Annotated in this window: 15 protein-coding genes and 1 tRNA gene; 10 read left to right on the top strand and 6 right to left on the bottom strand. The window is 52.2% G+C overall.

Going from position 1 to position 19,941, the window contains the following annotated elements:
- Positions 1-570: 570 nt before the first annotated feature.
- Both VFA09_07145 and VFA09_07140 read left to right on the top strand, forming a co-directional pair.
- Positions 571-2,406, top strand: a complete 1,836-nt coding sequence (locus VFA09_07145) for a S53 family peptidase (protein HZU67039.1) — start codon at positions 571-573, stop codon at positions 2,404-2,406.
- 119 nt (positions 2,407-2,525) lie between these two features.
- Positions 2,526-2,969, top strand: coding sequence for an HIT family protein (locus VFA09_07140; protein ID HZU67038.1), 444 nt, complete (start codon positions 2,526-2,528; stop codon positions 2,967-2,969).
- A 25-nt stretch (positions 2,970-2,994) separates the two neighbouring features.
- Here VFA09_07140 and VFA09_07135 read toward each other — a convergent pair whose 3' ends face one another.
- The 4 genes from VFA09_07135 to VFA09_07120 form a co-directional block, all read right to left on the bottom strand.
- Complete coding sequence (locus VFA09_07135; GenBank protein ID HZU67037.1) at positions 2,995-3,417, bottom strand: heme-binding protein; 423 nt, start codon at positions 3,415-3,417, stop codon at positions 2,995-2,997.
- Between the two features lie 214 nt (positions 3,418-3,631).
- A complete protein-coding gene (locus VFA09_07130) occupies positions 3,632-5,224 on the bottom strand; it encodes a Na+/H+ antiporter (GenBank protein ID HZU67036.1) in 1,593 nt (530 codons plus the stop codon).
- 27 nt (positions 5,225-5,251) lie between these two features.
- The gene (locus tag VFA09_07125; protein ID HZU67035.1) at positions 5,252-6,127 is read right to left on the bottom strand and encodes an isocitrate lyase/PEP mutase family protein; all 876 of its coding nucleotides are present in this window, start codon (positions 6,125-6,127) and stop codon (positions 5,252-5,254) included.
- 13 nt (positions 6,128-6,140) lie between these two features.
- Positions 6,141-7,253 (bottom strand): diacylglycerol kinase family protein, encoded by a 1,113-nt coding sequence (locus VFA09_07120; GenBank protein HZU67034.1) that lies wholly within the window; start codon positions 7,251-7,253, stop codon positions 6,141-6,143.
- 414 nt (positions 7,254-7,667) lie between these two features.
- Here VFA09_07120 and VFA09_07115 point away from each other — a divergent pair, with 414 nt between their 5' ends.
- From VFA09_07115 to VFA09_07090, 6 genes are all read left to right on the top strand, one after another.
- Positions 7,668-10,085 (top strand): Stp1/IreP family PP2C-type Ser/Thr phosphatase, encoded by a 2,418-nt coding sequence (locus tag VFA09_07115; protein HZU67033.1) that lies wholly within the window; start codon positions 7,668-7,670, stop codon positions 10,083-10,085.
- A 119-nt stretch (positions 10,086-10,204) separates the two neighbouring features.
- Positions 10,205-12,001 carry an aspartate--tRNA ligase gene (gene aspS / locus VFA09_07110; protein ID HZU67032.1) on the top strand — a complete coding sequence of 599 codons (1,797 nt, stop codon included), beginning with the start codon at positions 10,205-10,207 and terminating at the stop codon, positions 11,999-12,001.
- 326 nt (positions 12,002-12,327) lie between these two features.
- Positions 12,328-12,747 (top strand): metalloregulator ArsR/SmtB family transcription factor, encoded by a 420-nt coding sequence (locus VFA09_07105; protein ID HZU67031.1) that lies wholly within the window; start codon positions 12,328-12,330, stop codon positions 12,745-12,747.
- 396 nt (positions 12,748-13,143) lie between these two features.
- Positions 13,144-13,216: transfer RNA gene (locus VFA09_07100), tRNA-Arg, on the top strand.
- 99 nt (positions 13,217-13,315) lie between these two features.
- The gene (locus VFA09_07095) at positions 13,316-13,936 is read left to right on the top strand and encodes a class I SAM-dependent methyltransferase (GenBank protein ID HZU67030.1); all 621 of its coding nucleotides are present in this window, start codon (positions 13,316-13,318) and stop codon (positions 13,934-13,936) included.
- Positions 13,937-14,019: 83 nt separating this feature from the next.
- Positions 14,020-14,700, top strand: coding sequence for a queuosine precursor transporter (locus tag VFA09_07090; GenBank protein ID HZU67029.1), 681 nt, complete (start codon positions 14,020-14,022; stop codon positions 14,698-14,700).
- A 24-nt stretch (positions 14,701-14,724) separates the two neighbouring features.
- Here VFA09_07090 and queF read toward each other — a convergent pair whose 3' ends face one another.
- Both queF and VFA09_07080 read right to left on the bottom strand, forming a co-directional pair.
- Positions 14,725-15,174, bottom strand: coding sequence for a preQ(1) synthase (queF, locus tag VFA09_07085; GenBank protein ID HZU67028.1), 450 nt, complete (start codon positions 15,172-15,174; stop codon positions 14,725-14,727).
- A gap of 40 nt (positions 15,175-15,214) precedes the next feature.
- Positions 15,215-16,240 (bottom strand): alpha/beta hydrolase-fold protein, encoded by a 1,026-nt coding sequence (locus tag VFA09_07080; protein HZU67027.1) that lies wholly within the window; start codon positions 16,238-16,240, stop codon positions 15,215-15,217.
- A 277-nt stretch (positions 16,241-16,517) separates the two neighbouring features.
- Here VFA09_07080 and VFA09_07075 point away from each other — a divergent pair, with 277 nt between their 5' ends.
- Positions 16,518-16,886 (top strand): VOC family protein, encoded by a 369-nt coding sequence (locus VFA09_07075; GenBank protein ID HZU67026.1) that lies wholly within the window; start codon positions 16,518-16,520, stop codon positions 16,884-16,886.
- A 236-nt stretch (positions 16,887-17,122) separates the two neighbouring features.
- Positions 17,123-19,618: an ATP-dependent Clp protease ATP-binding subunit gene (locus VFA09_07070; protein ID HZU67025.1), complete on the top strand. Its 2,496-nt coding sequence runs from the start codon at positions 17,123-17,125 to the stop codon at positions 19,616-19,618.
- The last annotated feature ends 323 nt before the right edge of the window (positions 19,619-19,941 follow it).

The raw sequence follows: 19,941 nt of genomic DNA, 5'->3' as shown, positions 1-19,941 counted from the left end.
GCCGCTTGTGGTTGACAAGCCCCGCGAGTGGTGGCTCATGTCTTGCCTGTTTGGGTCTCCAGCCAGTCTCACAATTGGATGCCAGAGTAATGAAGAATAATGGATGAGCCCGGCAACTATGCGATTTACGTATGATAAATTGGTAAAAAAAAACCAGGGCAAACTAACCCTAGTATGTCTATCTACTCCTGTCTGAAGCCATTACTGACTTCTTCAGCGATATCACCTTTGCTGACTCTAAGACTGATCCCATTAGACTACTAACCTCGTCAGTTTATGTAACACCCTGGATATCTGTGTCTGAATGGATTGATTATACCACAGGAAATGACGAAAGTCTACCCTTTTGGCGGATTTCACATTGTCAATATTGCCTATAAAGCCCTTGTGAGAGCGGTGTGAGGCCAAATTTTTTTCAATTTGTTACGCAATTCACTCAATGCCTATAATCCTTTCCATTGCCTTTCGTTGTGGAACAAAGTATACTGCAATTGCTGGGTCTATCACATCCAGTCGCATACTACATTTGTATGAGAATAAACCTGCATTCCTATGCCCTGGAGGTATCGTGTGAAACAAGTTTGTAGAAAAAATGGCCTGCTCTTCTGGCAACTGGTGCTTGGGGTGGCACTGATTGCGATGCTTGTCAGTGCCTGTTCCTCACCGGGTAGTTCGCCCAGCATTGCGACTACCACGAAGGCCATCACGCCTACTCCCACTCAGTCTCATCCGCGCACTGTTGCCAATCAACCACCGACCATCGATAAGCTTCCGGCAGGCCAGCCGTTGCCGCAAAATGAAATCAAATCGCTCACGTTCAATCTCGACTATAATGATACTGCTTATGAACATGATCTCGCGCAAATATATACTCCTGGCTCACCTACTTATCACCAGTTTCTTACGCCCGACCAGATTGTGCAACGCTATGCCCTTTCTGATAGCCAGTTAAAAGTTGTGCAAGATTGGCTGGTACAACATGGCTACACCATCATCTCGACCGATGCCTTGCGTTCCGGTGTCAAGGTGCAGGCGACCGTTGCCAGCATCGAACGCAGCTTGAATATTCAACTCAGCTCGTTCAATATACTGGGCCACCAGTTCTTTATGCAGCAGGGTGTGCCAACGCTCAGCGGCCAGATTGCCTCGCTTGTTCAGTCCGTGGTTGGACTCGATAACTTCGCTTTACCTGCTTTCAAACCGCCATTCAGCTCTGTGGCCAGCACTTCCGCATCAGGAGCCAGCTGTAGCAAATATGGAGCAAATTCGACGCTGACACGCGATAAGCTGGCGGCCGCCTATCAAATCAATCAGCTTTACAAACAGGGTTTCCAGGGTCAGGGTATGACTATCGGGGTTGCCGAATTCGACGAGCCATACGATCCTAAAGATATCGCCGATTATGCCGCGTGTGTTGGCATAAAAGCACCCAATATCCAGAATATCGACGTGGATGGCCATATAGCCCCCGGTCCTGGTCAGGGCGAGGCGGCGCTGGACCTTGAGCTAATCGCGGGTCTTGCACCGCAGGCACAGATCCTCGATTATCAGGCCAGTTTGAGCAATACCTCGTTTGCACAGGCGCTGGTCGATGTGTTCAACCGCGTCGCTACCGATCACAGGGTACAGGTGCTGAGCGTGAGCTATGGTGCCGGAGAGGATACCTTCAGTTCCAGCGAGCAGGATGCGGTCAATAGAAGCCTGCGCAACCTGGCGGCGGAGGGCATCTCGGTCTTTATCAGTAGCGGTGACTGCGGCGCGTTCTCATACCGGGTTTCCCATGTTGCGATGGTCTCGTTCCCTGCCAGCGCCCCCTACGCTATTGCGGTTGGTGGCACGCATCTCCAGGTAAACAATAGCGATGTACGTACCGGCGAGGATGTATGGAGCGATAACGACGGTGCGCCTCTCTGCCAGAACGAATGGGGCAGCGGTGGTGGCGTAAGCCAGAATAGCGATTTTAAGCGTCCTTCCTGGCAGCTTGGTCCAGGAACGACCAATCACTATAATGGTGCCAGTTCTCTCGTCTTCACCTTCAATGCCCAGCCTGTTTTCGCTCCCAATGGCCTGCGCCAGGTGCCCGACGTCGCGGCAGCAGCTTATCCCAATATCGACATCTTTTATATGGGACTCCTGTTTCGCGTCGGTGGTACAAGCGCAGCTGCACCCATCTGGGCAGCCGGAGCATTACTCGTCGACCAGGGATTGCAGCAGCAGGGCAAGACTCTGCTAGGAGGCGTACCCACCTTCTACTCACTTGCCAACCATTCCGGCAACTTGCATCCCTATACAGATATCACAAGCGGCAACAATCTGTTCTATCCCGCTACTCGTGGCTGGGACTATGCAACCGGCTGGGGTTCTCCCAATTTCAGTGAGATATTGCAATTGGAGACGGGACAGTAATGGCTTCTCCAGGGCGACCCTTGCGGTCGCCCTGCATCCCCCAACGGATGCAGAACCATCTCCATAAATGTTCGTAATATATAAATAAGCATTAAAGAAAAGGGAGCGATAGGGTATCAATGTCTGATGATCCAGGCCAGGATTGCGTATTTTGTAAGATTATTCGCGGAGAATTGCCGGCGTACATTGTCTTCGAGGACGAAATTTCGCTGGCCTTTTTAGACGCCAGACCTGTATTTCCGGGGCATATGCTACTGGTTCCCAGGCAGCATTTCGAGACGCTGCTTGACCTGCCCGCGCCACTTGTCGGGCCATTTTTCCAGAACGCGCAGCTGCTGGCAAGAGCTATGGAGGCTGGTCTGAAAGCCGATGGAACGTTTGTCGCAATAAACAACCATGTCAGTCAGAGCGTGCCGCATCTACATATTCACGTTGTGCCCCGGCATTTCAAAGATGGATTGAAAGGCTTCTTCTGGCCCAGGCAAAGATATAAAAATACGGAGGAGATTTTGAAAATTCAGCATCTCCTCCGTTCTACAATTGATCAGCTCAGGTCCGTGTAGCCCTGTTAAAACGCCTTAAAACAGGTTACAGAGCCTCTAAAGCTGCCTGAGCCACCTGCATATCCTCGGAATAGTGACCGCCGCTTACACCGATGCCACCGATAATGGTTTCGCCGTCCTTGATAGCGTAGCCGCCGCCAAATACGATCAGGCGGTCTGTCTTGACGATGCCATGCAGCAAGGGCGGATCGTTTTTGATGAAGTCATACCACTCGTGTGATGCCAGGCCGCCGAAACTAATGGCGGTAAATGCCTTGTCCTGTGCGATTTGTACGCTTAACAGGGGAGCCCCATCCATGCGTTTGAATGCTTTGAGTATGCCGTCCTCGTCGCAAATGGCGATGACCATGGCTTTACCCATGTCACGCGCTTTGGCCTCAGCAGCGGCGATAAGGCGCTCCGCTGCCTCACTGGTGATGCTGGTCTTCTGAAACGAGTTGTTCGCCATAGGTAGAACTGTCCTTTCTCATGTTGATTTGAATTGTAGCGAAAGGCTAAATAACTTGCAGAGATTTCTCTTACTTGCGCGCACGAGATGAACAGGCAGCAACTGAAGATGACCTCTTACAAATAAGTAATAATGATATAGTGCTTTTCTGTCAATAAACAGGTAGCTTTATACCTTCGCCGCGGACCAGTTTCCTTTTCACGAGTCGCACCTTTTAATCCGTTTGCAAGCGTTGCTCCTCAAGATCAAGCTCGCGTTCGACCTCGCGCAGCACTTCATCGTCGATGCGCCCGCGGTCGCGTAGTTGGATAATGGTGGAGCGCTCAGCTTCAAGTACCTCCTGGCGCAAACGACGCTTATCTCCCAGGCGAGCGCCGTCCAGAACTTCTGCTGCGCCATCTCCCCCGTCTACCAGGGCATTGAGGGCTTTGATTTTTTTCTCGTACATGCCGCGCATGCGCGTCAGATAATCCTCCGGTACCCAATCTTCCGTAGAGAGTTCGTCGAGGCGTATCAGGGCGGCACGAGCGGCCTCTAGATGTGCCTCTGTATGTTCCCTCTCGCGTGAATTATCCTCTTTCAAATGCAGCAGCCGGATCAGGGGGCTGAGGCTGAGTCCCTGTATTACCAGAGTGACAAGAATGACGCTGAAGGTCAAAAAGATTACCAGGTCGCGGTCTGGAAATGCTGCTCCCCCTGTGATAGTAAGTGGCAAAGCCAGGGCCGCTGCCAGCGATACACCTCCACGCATACCTGTCCAGGCGACAATCAATAGGCCGCGCAAGGTAGGGAAGACCTCTTGAAGGTGTAAGAGTTTGCTCAATCCTCGTGAAAGGTAGGTGCTGGAAATGATCCAGGCGATGCGAATCACAATGACCGCTAAACAAACAAGTAGGGCATCCCATATCAGGGTAAGAGGCGCGTGAGTGGAAACCGTATTCAGGATGCTGCGCAACTGCAGGCCGATGAGCAGGAATACGAAGCCATTGAGCAGGAACACGAGCACATCCCAGACTGCATAGGCTTGCAGGCGCGTATTGGAGGAGAAAAAGCGTGCCGAGCGGTGGCTCAAATACAGACCCGCTGCCACAATGGCCAGAACGCCTGACAGGTTGAGGGTTTCGGCCAGAAGGTAGGCCGCGAATGGGGTCAATATCGTGATGGCAATCTCGATGGGAGCGTTATCGAGGTGCTGGTGCAGCCGGGCTAACAGCCAGCCGACCAGGAAGCCAATGACCAACCCGCCGATACTAACAAATACAAACTGGAAACTTGCCTGGGCTAGCGAGAAACTGCCGGTCACCACGGCGGCCACGGCGAAGCGATAGGCCACGAGTCCGCTGGCATCGTTGACCATGCTCTCACCCTCTATTACCGTCACAATGCGCCGGGCAAGCCCGACGCTTTGCGCGGTGGCACTCGCGGCCACCGCATCCGTCGGCGAAACGACGGCTCCCAGTACAAAGGCGACCGGCCATGACAATCCGACGGCGAAATGAGCCACTATCGCTACAATAGCGGTAGTGGCCAGTACCAGCCCAATCGAGAGCGTCAAGATTGGGCGTAAACTCGCGCGGAATTCACGCCAGGAAGTGAGCCATGCCGAAGAGTAAACCAATGGGGGCAGAAAGAGAAACAGGACCAGGTCTGGATTAAGCTCAATGGTGGGCAGACCAGGAATGAATCCCATGAGCAGGCCTCCCAGGACGAGTAAGACGGCATAGGGAATACGAAAGCGCGTTGCCACTGTTGCCAGCGCAACGATAGCTGCCAGCAGGCCGAAAACAAGTGTGATGGTGCTAGACATACCCAGGCTTTCCTTCGTATGCTGTGGTCATTGGTTGACCCCGTAGCGTCTCTCTAACTCCTGAATTGCGGGCAGTCCAATGGTATCGGTAAACTGCGAGAAGGTCAGCATGCGGTCGCTCATCACAGTCGGAACCTCGCCGCGTTTGAGGACTTCCAGCAGTTCTGACATGGCATATGTGGCCGCGAAAAGCAGGCTGACGGGGAAGATGACCAGTTTATATCCCAGTGCGCGGATTTCAGGTAATGGCAGGGGCGGTGTCTTACCGCTTTCTGCCCAGTTGAAGAGTAACGGTACGTCGGGGAAAGCTTCCTTGATTGCTCGCAGTTCGGTTATCGAACGCGGCGCTTCGATGAAGATGACATCCGCGCCTGCTTCACGATATGCTCGTCCGCGTCGCAGCGCATCCTCGAAACCGGTAACAGCGTTGGCATCGGTGCGCGCGATAATCACGAAATCGGGGTCTTGCCGGGCATCGACGGCGGCGCGCACCTTCTGCACCATCTCCTCCATCGGGATAACCTGCTTGCCCTCCATATGCCCGCATTTTTTCGGCCATACCTGGTCTTCAATATGCAAACCGGCCACGCCTGCCCGTTCGTACTCGCGGATGGTACGGCGCACATTGATCGGATTGCCGTAGCCGGTATCAGCATCTGCTATCAGCGGCACATCCCCGGCAATCGCGGCCAGCGCTGCCGCGCGTTGTACCATCTCAGTCATCGTCAGCAGGCCAACATCTGGTTGTCCCAGCACGCTGGCAGCCGTGCCAAAGCCGGTCATATAGACGATAGGAAATCCTGCCTGCACGATTAAACGCGCGCTCAAGCCATCATATGCTCCAGGGACAACAAGCAGATCAGGCCCGGCCAGCAATTCGCGCAGACGGGTCGTGGTACGCATGACCGTATCCTTTCTAACCTGGTATAAGCACTTTCAATCGTTCGTCTGCTATATGGACGAACATCGGCGTCTGGCCTCGCACTTCACCATCTAAAGTGGCATCGAGGGGATCGATGCTGGTTGTTATCATCACACCTCTGGCCTGTAAATGATGAATGCCGGGTATACCGGTCAGCTCGCCGGGATGGCGCGTTGCCTCACCCTCTCCGCCTGCCGGTACAGCTTCATCACTATTTACTTTCTGCCCGAACAGGTGGGCTAACCTCGTGCTGAGCCTTCCCAATTCAAAGTCTTCAATCACTACGATATCAAGCAGGCGATCATTGAGACTGGCATCGGGAATGGCGAGCTGCCATTGCCCTCCAAATATCGGAGCATTGATGACCGTCACCTGGAGCGCGCGACAGCGTAGAGCAGGTGGCTTCTCCTCAGTAGCAAGCGTCGCTGTGTGGGCATCGCTTACTTCTTCCATTGTTCTCCGAGATTGCGGTAAAGACAATCCCTCAAATCGGATATCAACTTCAAGAGGAGCATGATTGCGCAGTACCTCTAAGGCGGCAAAAGGGTAGGTCAGGCGCCCAAAGCGCTGGCGCGTAGCCACGTTTGTGGCGATGCGAGCGAACTGCACATTCAGTCCAACAGTCAGGGCGTGAGCAAAATAGGCATGCTTTTGCGCTTCAATATGGGTAACAGGCGGACTGAGTTGATCGGAACTGGCGGGATGCGGAGCCTGTTCCGCCGGTCGAGCCGCGCCAATATCGATAGCCTGGACTTTCCCATAGGCGATCACTTCCGCCGCCTGCTGTATCGACTGTGGAATCTGTAGCGAGCGAGCAATATCGTTTGATGTTCCAAGAGGTAAAATACCCAACGGAAGGCCTGATCCGGTGACGTGGTTAATCACGCCTCCTACCAGCCCATCACCTCCTGCCGCAATCGCTACCTCGATGCCTCTCTGTATCCAGTTGGTCCCCTGTGGACGCAGCGTATCCAGATCAGAGATAGCAATACTATCGATTATCTCGATGCCCATCTGCTGTAGCTGCGCCCGCGCCTGCTCGAGCTGATCGGATCTTCCTGAATGCGGACTGTATATGACTATTGCTCGTTTAGCTGTCCTATTCATAGGTACTCTCGTCCATTTCACTTGTGTTGCGGATTCTTCTGCTTCACAAGCAGTATAGACCATAGAGGCTAACAGAGACAAATTTTCCTTGCCTGGAGACGATATATGGAATCTGTTCTGGTTCACCCAATCTTTCTCGTTAAAGGTGAGTAATATCCGAACAGGCCGTATCCTTGCAAGCTGTGATTTGAAAGAGTATACTTTTTCAAAAGACACGAAGAGGTAGACAGGGAGGAAAAATATACCATGCCAAAGTGCCAACGCGTTGCGTTTTTCTCGGCATAGGTGTATTATAGCCAGTATCAGGAACCCCACTGCGCTCTGCCGGTGTACCCCGGCCAGGGGTGGTAGCCACAATGACTACCAGTTCCGCATAGTGCGATAGGGATCAATTGAATTAGGGAGAGAAGTTCGTTGGCGAAACAACTGCATCTTGATGTTGCCCAGCTTACAGATGTTGGCCGCAAACGCGAACATAATGAAGATAATATGGCGTATGTCATCCCCAAAGATCCGCAGGTGATGGCAATCAAGGGGGCCTTGTTCATTGTGGCCGATGGCATGGGAGGGCATGCAGCCGGTGAAGTGGCAAGTGAAATCGCAGTCGATACGGTCAGTAATGCCTATTACCAGGACGATAGCGATGATGTGGCTTTTTCGCTGGTGCAGGCGATCAGGCGCGCCAATGCAGCTATTCATCAACGAGCGGCAGAGAATATGTTGCGCAGTGGGATGGGCACGACCTGCGTTGCTGCTGTGCTGCGTGGCAATATGGCCTACATCGCCAACGTTGGTGATAGCAGGGCTTACCTGGTGCGTAGTGGGCAGGTCAGGCAAATATCGCAGGATCATTCCTGGGTCTATGAGCAGGTACGGGCCGGTTTGCTGACCGAGGATCAGGCGCGCACTCACGCGCAGCGCAATGTCATCACTCGTTCCCTGGGAACGCAGGCCGAAGTCGAGATCGATGTTTTTCACGAGCAGTTGCAAGAAGGCGACACGCTGGTTCTTTGCTCCGATGGTCTATCAGGATTGGTGAGCGACGAGGAGTTGCAGCGGACTGTTGAACAGTTTATGCCCCAGGAGAGCGTGTACCACCTGGTGGAACGTGCCAATGAGAATGGCGGGCCGGATAATATCACTGCTATTGTGGTGCGCGTGCAGGAAGTAGGCGTAGAACCGCCCGGAGTGCGTCATCCTGTGCGTATCGGCGGGCGAGAAATAGCTGATGCCGCTACTATCGATCAATCTCCCACCCTGCCTCCTGGATCATTTATGCCCTATCCCTCGCGTAATGGCGACCTGGCGAACGTTGGCTCCCCTCTGCAAATCATTAGTGGCCCATTAGCCTCTCCCGATAGCCTTGCAGCCCCCCAGCCTGCGCTGGAAAAATCGCGCGGGGTTCATAATCGCCTGTTTTATCCGGCCCTGGCGCTGCTGGTTATAATAGTACTCGCTTTAGTGGCAGGGGGCGCATACTATTTTTTACGCCCGAATAGTGCGCAGACGGTGAATTCAAGCTTGACCAATGCTCAACACTTGATCGCAAATGCCCAGGCCGAGATAGCGAGTAACCCCTCGCAGGCGCTTGCCGACCTCGCTTCTGCTCAAAAAAGCTTGCAAGGTGTGCAAAAGAATGATCAATTGGATGTTGGCCAGAGCCGGACTTATATGCAGCTTCAGAACACGCTGGTCGCCACAACAAAGAATGCGATTACGCAATACAATAAAATGGCCAATATCACCCTGTTATCGTGCATCGGCGCAACGTCGCATCCCATCAGTAATACCAGCACGCAAACGGAAATACAGAGCGCCTTCCCGGTGTCAACAAGCAAGGGAACAGTCTTCTGGTACACTTCTGGTAAGAACGAAAAGCTGTATCAATTAAACTCTCAATATAGCCTTATCGATTCCCAGCCAGACCTGAGCAATATTACAGCGATCTCAAGTACCGGCTCGTATTTGATTACTCTTGTAGCACAGCCGGTCAAAAATAGCCTCATCCGCTACTCGCTGAGCGTCTACCAGGTCGATCAGACAGGGAAATTAGGGACGCCTGGTACTGTTGAGATTGAGGCCTCTGAGACCATGAGTAGCTTTAGACCGGTGTTTATCACCTCCTGGAAGACGAGTGTCTACGTGGTACTGCTCTCAGCTGCGTCAGGAAATCAAAATACTGTCCGGGTTCTGAGTTATACGCTTAGCTCGAAAGGGCAGCTCAATACACCCAGGGAGTTCAGCTTTTCTGTTTCAAATACAATTATCAGTGCCACAGCTTTTCCCAATCAGCAACTCTTTCTGCTGCAAAACAATGGCAGTGTGCTGAGCGTGCAGGTGCCGGTGGGGAATGGGAATCAGCAGGTTTCGGCAACAAATGTTGAACTTAACGCTTCTATTCCTGCCCCTTTGAGTGTATCCCCGCAAGATTTTAACGCCGGTACTCCTGTCCCTGTCGCTTCCTCGCCCGGCCAGCAAGGGATCGCATCGTTCACAGTGACAGGTCTTTCAACATTATCGTCTGGTCAGATCGGAAATGCGACCCATCTGTATGCCGGTGATTCAATGAATCATCGTCTACTTGACCTGGTGCCGTATGGGTCGGCTACCTCAGGCGGCCCAACTCCTGCTCCTTCCGCTACATCGACCGGGCAAAATCAGACGGTGAATCTGCAGCTGGAGAACCAGTTTGTCTCGAGTCAGGATTTTACGCAGGTGAAGAGTATTGCTTTGCAACCGGGTAGTTCGCAATTAAACGTGCTGACCCAGAGTAATGCCGGGCAAAATCTTGTTCAATTTAATACGACGGCGCAAAATAGTTGTGCTTCGTAACAGCAGCGGGAAGTAACAAGAATCGAATACGCAGTATCTTGCCGGGACGTGAGAAATCATGTCCTGTTTATTGTTGGAGGCAATTTTTCCACGTTACTACGTAAGGAGCCATAAAAACAATGTCATTAGAGGTTCATTATCGCACAAAGACATGTGGCGAATTAAATACAGCGAATATAGGTCAGATCGTTACCCTGGCCGGTTGGGTAAATCGACGGCGCGACCACGGTGGGCTTGTCTTTATCGATATCCGCGACCGCTACGGCATCACACAGGTCATTTGTGACCCGGAGCGTTCCCCAGAGGCACACCGCGTCGCTTCTGAGTTACGGTCAGAATATGTGATCCAGGTCAGTGGGACGGTAGTCCACCGCCTGCCCGGAACGGAGAATCCAAATTTAAGCACCGGAGCTATCGAGGTAGCTGCCGACCGCATCGTGATCCTCAATCCTTCGCGCACAACGCCTTTTCCCATTAGTGATAACATTTCCGTCGATGAATCGCTGCGACTGAAATATCGCTATCTCGACCTGCGTCGTCCCTCTATACGCGACAATATCATCCTGCGTCATCGCGTGGTGAAGGCCATTCGCGATTACCTGGACGAGCGAGGCTTCCTGGAGATCGAGACACCTATCCTGATGAAAAGCACGCCGGAGGGCGCGCGTGACTATCTTGTTCCCAGTCGCCTCTATCCAGGAGAGTTTTATGCTCTGCCCCAGTCTCCGCAGCAACTCAAGCAGCTTTTGATGGTGGCAGGCATGGATCGCTACTTCCAGATTGCGCGCTGTTTCCGCGATGAGGATCAACGTGCTGACCGCCAGCCGGAATTTACGCAGCTTGACCTGGAGATGGCTTTTGTGTCGGAAGAAGATGTGATGTCTCTTATCGAGGGACTGCTGATCTTCCTGATCGAAACCACAACCAATAAGCGTATCAAGCAGCGTCCATTTCCACGCCTCAGTTTTGCCGATGTGATGGACCGCTACGGAACCGATCACCCTGATTTGCGTTTTGAACTGCCCCTGGTGGAAATCTCAGACCTGGCCGCGGCGGGTAACTTCGGTGTCTTTAAGAATGCGCTTGCCGCGGGCGGTATAGTCAAGGGCATTCGCGTGCCGGGAGCAGCCGGTTACAGCCGCAAAGAGATCGAGGAGCTTACTGAATTTGCGCGCGTGCTGGGTGCGAAAGGATTGGTAACGCTGTCTATCAATGCCGGGGGCGAGGTGAAGTCGGCGCTCACAAAATTTATGTCCGAGGACGAGGTGCAGGCGATAGTTGATCGTCTCCAGGGCGAGCGCGGCGATTTGCTGCTCTTTGTTGCCGATAGCGTCAAAGTGACAAACGATGTGCTGTTCCGCCTGCGTGTCCGGCTTGCCGAACGTTTGCATTTGATCGATCCTGACGAAATGGCGCTTTGCTGGGTCGTCGATTTTCCGCTCCTGCATTATGACGAAGAAGGCCAGCGCTATGAGGCCGAGCATAATCCTTTCTCCGGCATGGACGAGGCGCATATCGAACGGCTCGACAGCGATCCCTTGCACATTCGCGCTAAGCAATATGACATCATTTGTAACGGTTACGAGGTTGGTGGAGGCAGCGTGCGTATCAATGTGGCCGCGCTCCAGCACAAAGTTTTTTCATTGATGAAGATGGAGCCTGAGCAGATTCAGGAACAATTTGGGCATATGCTCGAGGCGTTTGAATATGGCGCCCCGCCTCACGGCGGCATAGCCCTGGGCATTGATCGCCTGGTGATGCTCTTCGCAGACGTGGACAATATTCGCGAGGTAATCGCATTCCCCAAGACACAGAGCGCGATTGATCTGATGATGAATGCGCCCTCGCCTGTCGATGAAAAGCAGTTGCGAGAATTGCACCTGCAGGTAAGAGCGGAAGATAAAAAGCAAGCGTAAGCCAGAGGTAGATGAAGATATCCTATCAGAGACTTCTATAGGATATCTTCCTGGTGATTCCCTATGAGGTGGGCAGGGATTCTTCGCTTCACTCAGAATGACATGTTCCCTGCATGTCATTCTGAGTGAAGCGAAGAATCCCTGCCCACCTTTCATTCAGCTGAGCTATCTCACCTGAACTGACGGAGTTATGGGGAATCAGCAGGTATCTTCATCTACCTCTACATTTGGATGCCCAAGTATACTAATTGTAGGTCTCCCCCAGATTCTATTGTAGTTAATCGGGAAGTACATATCCGTTTGGGTGGATGGAAGGAGAAAAAGTTATGGCACCAATGGATCAGGTGGGTACTACACGAACGGCAGCGCGGCCTGCCGGCTCAGCGACCTCGTTGAGCATATTGCATAAGCAGGCAGCTGTTGCGGATACAACAGTAGGAGTGGCGCCCAAGTTTATGCCTGCGTTAAACGAAGATGAGGCTGTCGACCAGGCACGCCTGCTGAAAGCATTGGCCGATCCCACGCGCCTGCGCATTTTGAGCTTGCTCAGCCGCTATGAAGGGGAAGTGTGCGTCTTTGAGATCGTTGAGAGCTTCACCCTTGAACAACCTACTATTTCGCATCATTTACGCATCCTGCGCGATGCGGGCCTGGTAGATTGTCGCAAGAAGGGTCTATGGGCATACTATTACGTGCGGAGAGACGCGCTAAATCGTGCTCTTGAAGTAATCAATGGCCTCGCATGAGGTGGTGGTAGAGGTAAGTTGAAGTTGGAGGATTTGCGAGTATCGTAGACGCATGCCACCCTGAACGTGAAGTGTTCGCGGGTGGCGTGCCTTTTTTATTTCTCTCAACTATAGCAGAATGCTATACTCATCTGAGAGTACTATAACTTTTAGCCCTGCCTTAGTCAAGGTTATGAAAAGGAGGGGTTCAATATGACCAGGAAAAAGCCAATTAGAAGAAAGCCCATTAATCCACTGAGACAGCCAAGAAAAAGAGCGCGAGAGGCGTCAGATAGGTATTGACAAGTAGATGGGAGTGGTCTATAATGCATGACGTACAGCGATAGATTGTAAGTGAGAGAGCAACAGATTTCTTCAACATATGGTTTCGTCTGTTGGCTTCCCAAGTCTGTCTATGATCCCGTAGCTCAGTGGATAGAGCGACAGATTGCGGATCTGTAGGTCGCAGGTTCAACTCCTGTCGGGATCGCCTCAGCCGGATGGCTTTATAAGCCAATTCGGCTTTTTTGTTCCCATTTTTGATGAGTGAAATGCCCATCAGGAAATCATCCCGAAAGCGAGAACCCCAATGCGAGATAGCGATATTCGAGCCTTCCTGGTTGAATTGTACGAAAAAGGCACGCAAAATGATGCCCAGACGCAGGAACGCAGCAAGAAAATGCTGAATCTGGAACCAGATACGGCGCAGTTCCTGCACATTCTGCTTAAAAGTACCAGGCGCGCGCGATTATTAGAGATTGGCACCTCTAATGGCTACAGCACGATCTGGCTTGCCTGGGCTGTCGCTGCTAATGGCGGTCAGGTGATCAGCATTGACCGCGATGCGAACAAACAGGCGCTGGCCGATGCGAATCTGCGCCACGTGGGGTTACGTGACGTGGTTGATTTGAGATGCGGCGATGCAACCGAAATTGTAGCCGGTCTAGCAGGTCCTTTTGATTGTGTTTTCTTCGATGCTGATCGCTATAGCGCTCCAGCACAGCTTAAATTGCTCGTTCCAAAGCTGACCCCTGATGTAATTTTGCTGGCTGATAATGTTATTTCTCATCCTGATGAGATTGCCGGGTACTTAAGAGCGTTGGAATCATTGCCCCAGTTTGAACGTGTCGTTCTCCCCGTCGGTAAAGGCCTGAGCGTGGCATATCGCTATGGCGGAGGCATAGCATCGACAATTGCCGCCGGAGCATGATAAAATCTGTGTGCCCAACAAGATGGGAAAATGCTTCTCCGCATCAATATACTCGATTGTCAGAAAGGAAAAAGCGCTTGAAAGTGTCGTTATGGTTCGTGGTTATTGCTGCCGTGTTTGTCACGTGCCTGATAACCGCGAACATCATTGCTGTGAAATTTATCCTGTTTCTGGGCTTTCTGGTGCCTGCCGGAATTATCGTTTTCCCGCTCAGCTACCTGTTCGGTGATGTGATGACGGAAGTATATGGATATGGAGCGGCGCGACTCGTCATCTGGCTGGGTTTTGCATGTAACCTGCTAGCTGTGATCGCCATCTTCATCGGCGGTATTGCTCCGGCGGCGCCTTTCTGGAAAGATCAGGCCGCGTACAATACCATCCTGGGCTTCACGCCGCGCCTGCTGCTGGCCTCATTTATCGCCTACCTGGTCGGTGAATTTACCAACTCTTTCGTCCTTGCCAAATTGAAAATAGCGACCCGTGGCCGCTGGTTGTGGACGCGCACAATTGGTTCCACACTGGTGGGCGAGGGGCTTGATACGCTCATTTTCATCAGTGTCGCCTTCTGGGGCATTATTCCCGCGAACATGATGCTCACCGCCATCCTCACCCAGTGGATTTTTAAGGTTGCCTATGAAATCGTGGCCACCCCGTTTACTTATCTCGTGGTCGGCTTCCTGAAACGTCGCGAGAAGCTGGATGCCTATGATTATCGCACGAACTTCAGCCCCATCCTGCTGCGACGAGCAGTATCCGAAACCTAGCTTGCCTGGGACATCGCTGTTACCTTAGAGGTTGCCAGGAAGATAGCGCCGGAATTCTGGGCGCGGCCCCTCATAATCCGGCGCGCTATGCTCGGCAAAGATAATGGTCTTGATATTGCCGCGCACCGTGAAATCGGCCACCACGCGCATCCAGCGGGGAGCAAGCAGCGCGACAAGATCATCCAGGATTTTGTTAGTTGCTGCCTCGTGACTGATCTGCCGATTGCGGTATTTGTTGATGTAGAGTTTCAGGCTCTTCAGTTCCACAACGGACTGATCCGGCACGTAGTCAATGATGATCGTAGCGAAGTCGGGGAAGCCCGATCTTGGACAAAGGCAGGTAAATTCGGGTATTTCCATATGCGCTACATAATTACGCTCTGGATTTGAATTGGGCCAGGCTTCTAACTGGCTGCTTTCAATCTCCTCAATGCCATATCTGCCGGGTGTACGTGGTTGTGTCTGGTTTTCCATAAAGGGTCTGGTTTCTCCTGGTATGTCTATTATTGTTCATTTATGGTGCGAGCCTTTCCGCGAGATACTTCAGGCTCAAAGGATAACGATACTCGATAGCTGAGTGCGTGGCATCGAATAGCTCGAAAAAGATATCGGTGACGCCGATGCTTTTCAGTGCTTGCCGGAAAGCTTCAGCGCCCAGATCAAGGTAATATTGATCGCGTTTGCCTGCATCAATGTAGATCGCCTTCATTGACTGCAGGGCATCGGCATACAATGGTACCATACGAACGGGGTCCCATGCCAGCCATCGCTCCCAGACGCTGGGAATCAGCTCACCCGTCTGGATATTATAGGGTAGATTGACCGTGCCATCCAGGTCGGCGGAGTAGCAGGCGGCCATACACCAGTCATTCAAGAGGTGTTCATCGCCGCGTTTAGAAAAGGCGGGCCGGCTGCGAAAATCCTGCCAGAATTTCTCGAACGAGCCGTCATATTCGTAGCGCAGGATGCGTAAGGACTGTGGAAATTCTGGTTGATAGCACATCTCAAACAGGGCATCGCCGGCATGGGTGGCCAATCCACCGAAGAGGTCTGGTCGTAGCATCGGCGTCACCATCGCTCCATAGCCGCCGCTCGACTTACCGGCAATGCCACGATGTTCGCGCTGCGGTAGCGTGGGATAATGGGCATCGACCCATGGGACGATCTCGTCACATAGATAGGTATGATAGTGACCTGTGGCCGGAGAATCGAGAAACTGACTTCCGCCATACGAGGTCCAGCAATCAACCCACACAATGATGCAGGGTGGCGCTTCTCCCTTTGCGAAAAGCTCGTCGGCAAGCTCCGGGAAGTTCTTCCTGAACGCGGAACGGTTGCGCCACATATCGAGCTGGCCGGTCAATCCCTGAATCATATAGATGCTTGGATATCTTCTGCTTGAATCTTGTTCATACCCCGGCGGCAAATATACCCACAAGGGCCGCACAAATGGGTCTCCCAGTGGATTATCCTTGAGAACCTCACTCGTAAAGGCAATCTCATCGAAATGCCCTTGAAAATCATAGGACCATGGATACATGTAATTCCTCCAATATGGTATTACTATTAGTCTAGCACGCCGGTGAGGTTGCGTCTATAAAGACTTTCTGGTGATTCCCAGAAGTTGGGCAGAGATTCTTCGCTGCGCTCAGAATGACATACCTCAGCCACCTTCCGGGGGCATGGCATTCTGAGCGCAGCGAAGAATCTCTGTGCCACTCTGAAACAATATTGGGATCTCCTCGTCCTGGGGACTGCTGGGGAATTTACCAGAAATGTTGCCACGCGGTAGTTTGTGCTAAAAAGGAGAAGATCACATGCTAAGAAAGATTGATTGTGTGATGATTCGTGTAGATGATCTTGAAGCGGCCAAAAAGTATTACATCGATACCTTTGGCCTGCGACCGGCATGGCAGGATGAAATCTCGGTAGGTCTTGGCTTTCCCGAGACGGATGCCGAAATTGTTCTGCATTGTGATCCTGATATACCTGCCAGGATAGAAGTGTATTATCTTGTTGATGATGTTCCCGCGGTCGCACAGGTGTTGGCCCAAAAGGGATGTAAGATACTGGTTGAACCGTTCAATATTCCAATCGGCATGTGCGTAATCATTGAGGACCCCTTTGGTACGAGGCTGTGCTTGTTGGATATGAGCAAGGGGCCGAGAGAACCATATAAGGGTTAAGCTGTAGTCTCAGATATGATACGAAAGCAGAGAATAAGCTGAAGAGTCCATATCAAGCATATGGACTTTTTTCTTGTTTCTGCCTGATAGTAGTCCAGGGGCTTATACGATACTTCTTATCTGGCCGATATCTATTCTTAGCAAAATATCAGAATGATTGCTATGAAGTGAGCCTGCCATCTCAACTGAGATGGGCGGTTCTCATGCAAACGCACTAGAGAATGAAGGAATAGCACATGAATCGGTCAAATAAATATACTAAAGAGGCGCGGCTGGCATTATCATATGCTCGTGAAGAGGCCATGGAGCTGCGGCATAGAATGATTGGACCTGAGCATCTTCTGCTCGGCGTTCTTGAGGTGAATGATCCTATCATCGAATGTGTCCTCTCCAGATTGCAGGTCAGCACCCCCCGGCTGCGGCAGGCGCTTGAGTTTGTGATAGGGCGTGGCAATAAAGCGCTGATCAGCGAGCCAATCCTCGGTTCTGCCGCGAAGGAGGTGTTGCGGCACGCGGAGGAGGAAGCGGCGGAAATGGGAGAGGAATTGACCGGTATCGAACATCTTCTCCTGGGATTACTCAAGGATTCAGAGGGAATAGCTGTAGGAGTCCTGGAGAGTTTTGGCCTGTATCTCGAATCTGTACGGCAGCATATCACGGACCTACTTAAAAATGGACGCGAGTATGCGAGTTTCGCTGCACAGTACCATGCGCGTTACAACGGAACTCCCACATTGAACCAGGTGAGCCGCGATCTAACAGCAGCTGCTCTGGCAGGTACGCTTGACCCTTTAATTGGACGCGAGGCTGAATTGGAACGCACGATGCAGATTTTGTCTCGCCGCTCGAAGAACAACCCCGTTCTGATCGGCCCTGCCGGTGTGGGCAAAACGGCCATTGCCGAAGGGCTGGCGCAGCGTATTATTGCCGGACAGGTGCCGGAAAATCTGCGGAATCGACGTGTCGTCACCCTGGATGTAGGCTTGCTCACTGTTGGCACGCGTTTTCGTGGCGATTTCGAGGAGCGGTTGAAGCGTATCATGCAGGAAATCCTGCAATCGAAAGGGATCATCATCGTGATAGATGAATTGCAGGCTCTTGTCGGGACAGGAGTAGCCGAGGGGTCAATTGATGCCGCCAACCTCTTCAAGCCGATGCTGGCACGAGGCGAGTTTCAATGTATTGGGGCGACAACGGTAGATGATTATCGCAAGTCAATCGAGGCCGACCCGGCGCTGGAGCGCCGTTTTCAACCCGTGCTGGTATCTGAGACAACACCGCAGGAGACCCTGGAAATTTTGCATGGTCTGCGCCCCCGCTATGAAGATTTCCACCAGGTCACTATCTCGGATGAGGCGTTGAGAGCAGCGGTACAGATGTCATCGTGTTACATCCAGAACCGCTATCAACCCGATAAGGCGATTGATCTTGTTGATGAAGCGGCGGCGCGAGCCTGTGTGAATATTTCTACCGTGCCTGGTCAGATTCGTATGCTGCGCGAAGAGCTGGTGATGGCTGAAAAAGCCAAAGATTACTGTATTGCGCATCGTGATTATGCCAGGGCAGCAAGGCACCGTGCTTATGAGTTGCAGATTCAGGAAGAATTGCGCGAGGTTGAACATAGTTGGGCAGAATCGCGTCGCCGGGAGCGACCGGTAGTTGGAGAGCAGGAGATTGCCCAGGTAGTGGCCATGCGAACGGGCATTCCTGCTGTACAAATTGCCGCTGAAGAGGCTGAGCGGTTGCTGCAATTAGAGGAATCGCTGCAGCGACGGGTCATCGGACAGCATGAGGCGGTGAAGGCAGTAGCAAAGGCCGTGCGACGAGCGCGAACATCGCTTCGTGATGGTCGCCGACCTATTGGCTCATTCCTTTTCGCCGGCCCTACGGGTGTAGGGAAGACGGAGTTAGCTCGCGCGCTTGCTGCCGCACTTTTTGGAGACGAAGAGGCCTTGATTAAGCTCGACATGTCGGAATTTATGGAGAGTCATAATCTATCGCGTCTGATCGGCGCACCTCCCGGATACATCGGCTACGATTCGGCAGGGCAGTTGACAGAGGCTGTGCGGCATCGCCCGTACAGCATCGTATTGTTTGACGAGATAGAGAAGGCACATCCCAGGGTTTTTGATCTACTCTTACAAATCCTCGATGATGGTTGTCTCACCGATGCGCGTGGGCAGCTCGTGAATTTCAAGCATACGATCATCATAATCACGTCAAACGTTGGAACGGCTCATAGCCAGCAAAGTGAGATGACCTTTACGGGTGGCAAGCAAAATAAGCAAGCTCGACAGGGCAATACAATTAAGCGCCTGAGATCGCATGTAATGCTGGCGCTGAAAGACGTATTCAAGCCTGAACTGCTCAATCGCATTGATGAGATCATTCTTTTCCACCCGCTAGAGCCTGAGCATTTGCGTGTGATTGCCGACCTGATGATCGCGAAAACACAGCAAAGGATGACAGAGCGCTCGATTGATTTGCAGGTGACGGATTCTGCGCGTTCTCTGCTAGTTGAACGGGGCTATGATCCAGTCTATGGTGCGCGTCCTCTGCGCCGGACGATACAGAACATGCTGGATGATATACTGGCCGAGTCTATCCTACGTGAAGAGTTCACCAACGGTGATACGGTGATCGTGGATGCTCAGGATGGGAAGCTGGTTGTGAGGGTAGGGGTTGGTGTTAGTGAGGGAGCAAATGATGGTGGGGAATGGGTAGCGGCCTGATGTAGAAATCTATGACGCGCTGGCCATATAGGAGTGATTTATTGATTACTCCTATGTGGCCCAAGGAATTTGTCGCCGTTATAGTGGATCATATGTTCAGATCTCTCTGATATCCAGACTTCAGTTTCATATGCAATTTCAGATACATGTCTCCTATATTCTCTAATGGTAAGAAAACATGAGGTAACTACTCAGGTAGTCTGAAATGAAGGAAGGACAGGATGACCGCGCAACGTGGCCTCCAAAGCAGAAAGCAGATCCACGCCCTGCTTGCGCAACGTCGACAAATAACCGCGGATGCGACAAAAGGCCGTCGCTCCCGC

This window comes from Ktedonobacteraceae bacterium, assembly GCA_035653615.1.
Classification (GTDB): domain Bacteria; phylum Chloroflexota; class Ktedonobacteria; order Ktedonobacterales; family Ktedonobacteraceae; genus DASRBN01.
The sequence above is the reverse complement of the archived record's forward strand: the minus strand, read 5'-3'. Positions and strand labels throughout refer to the sequence as shown.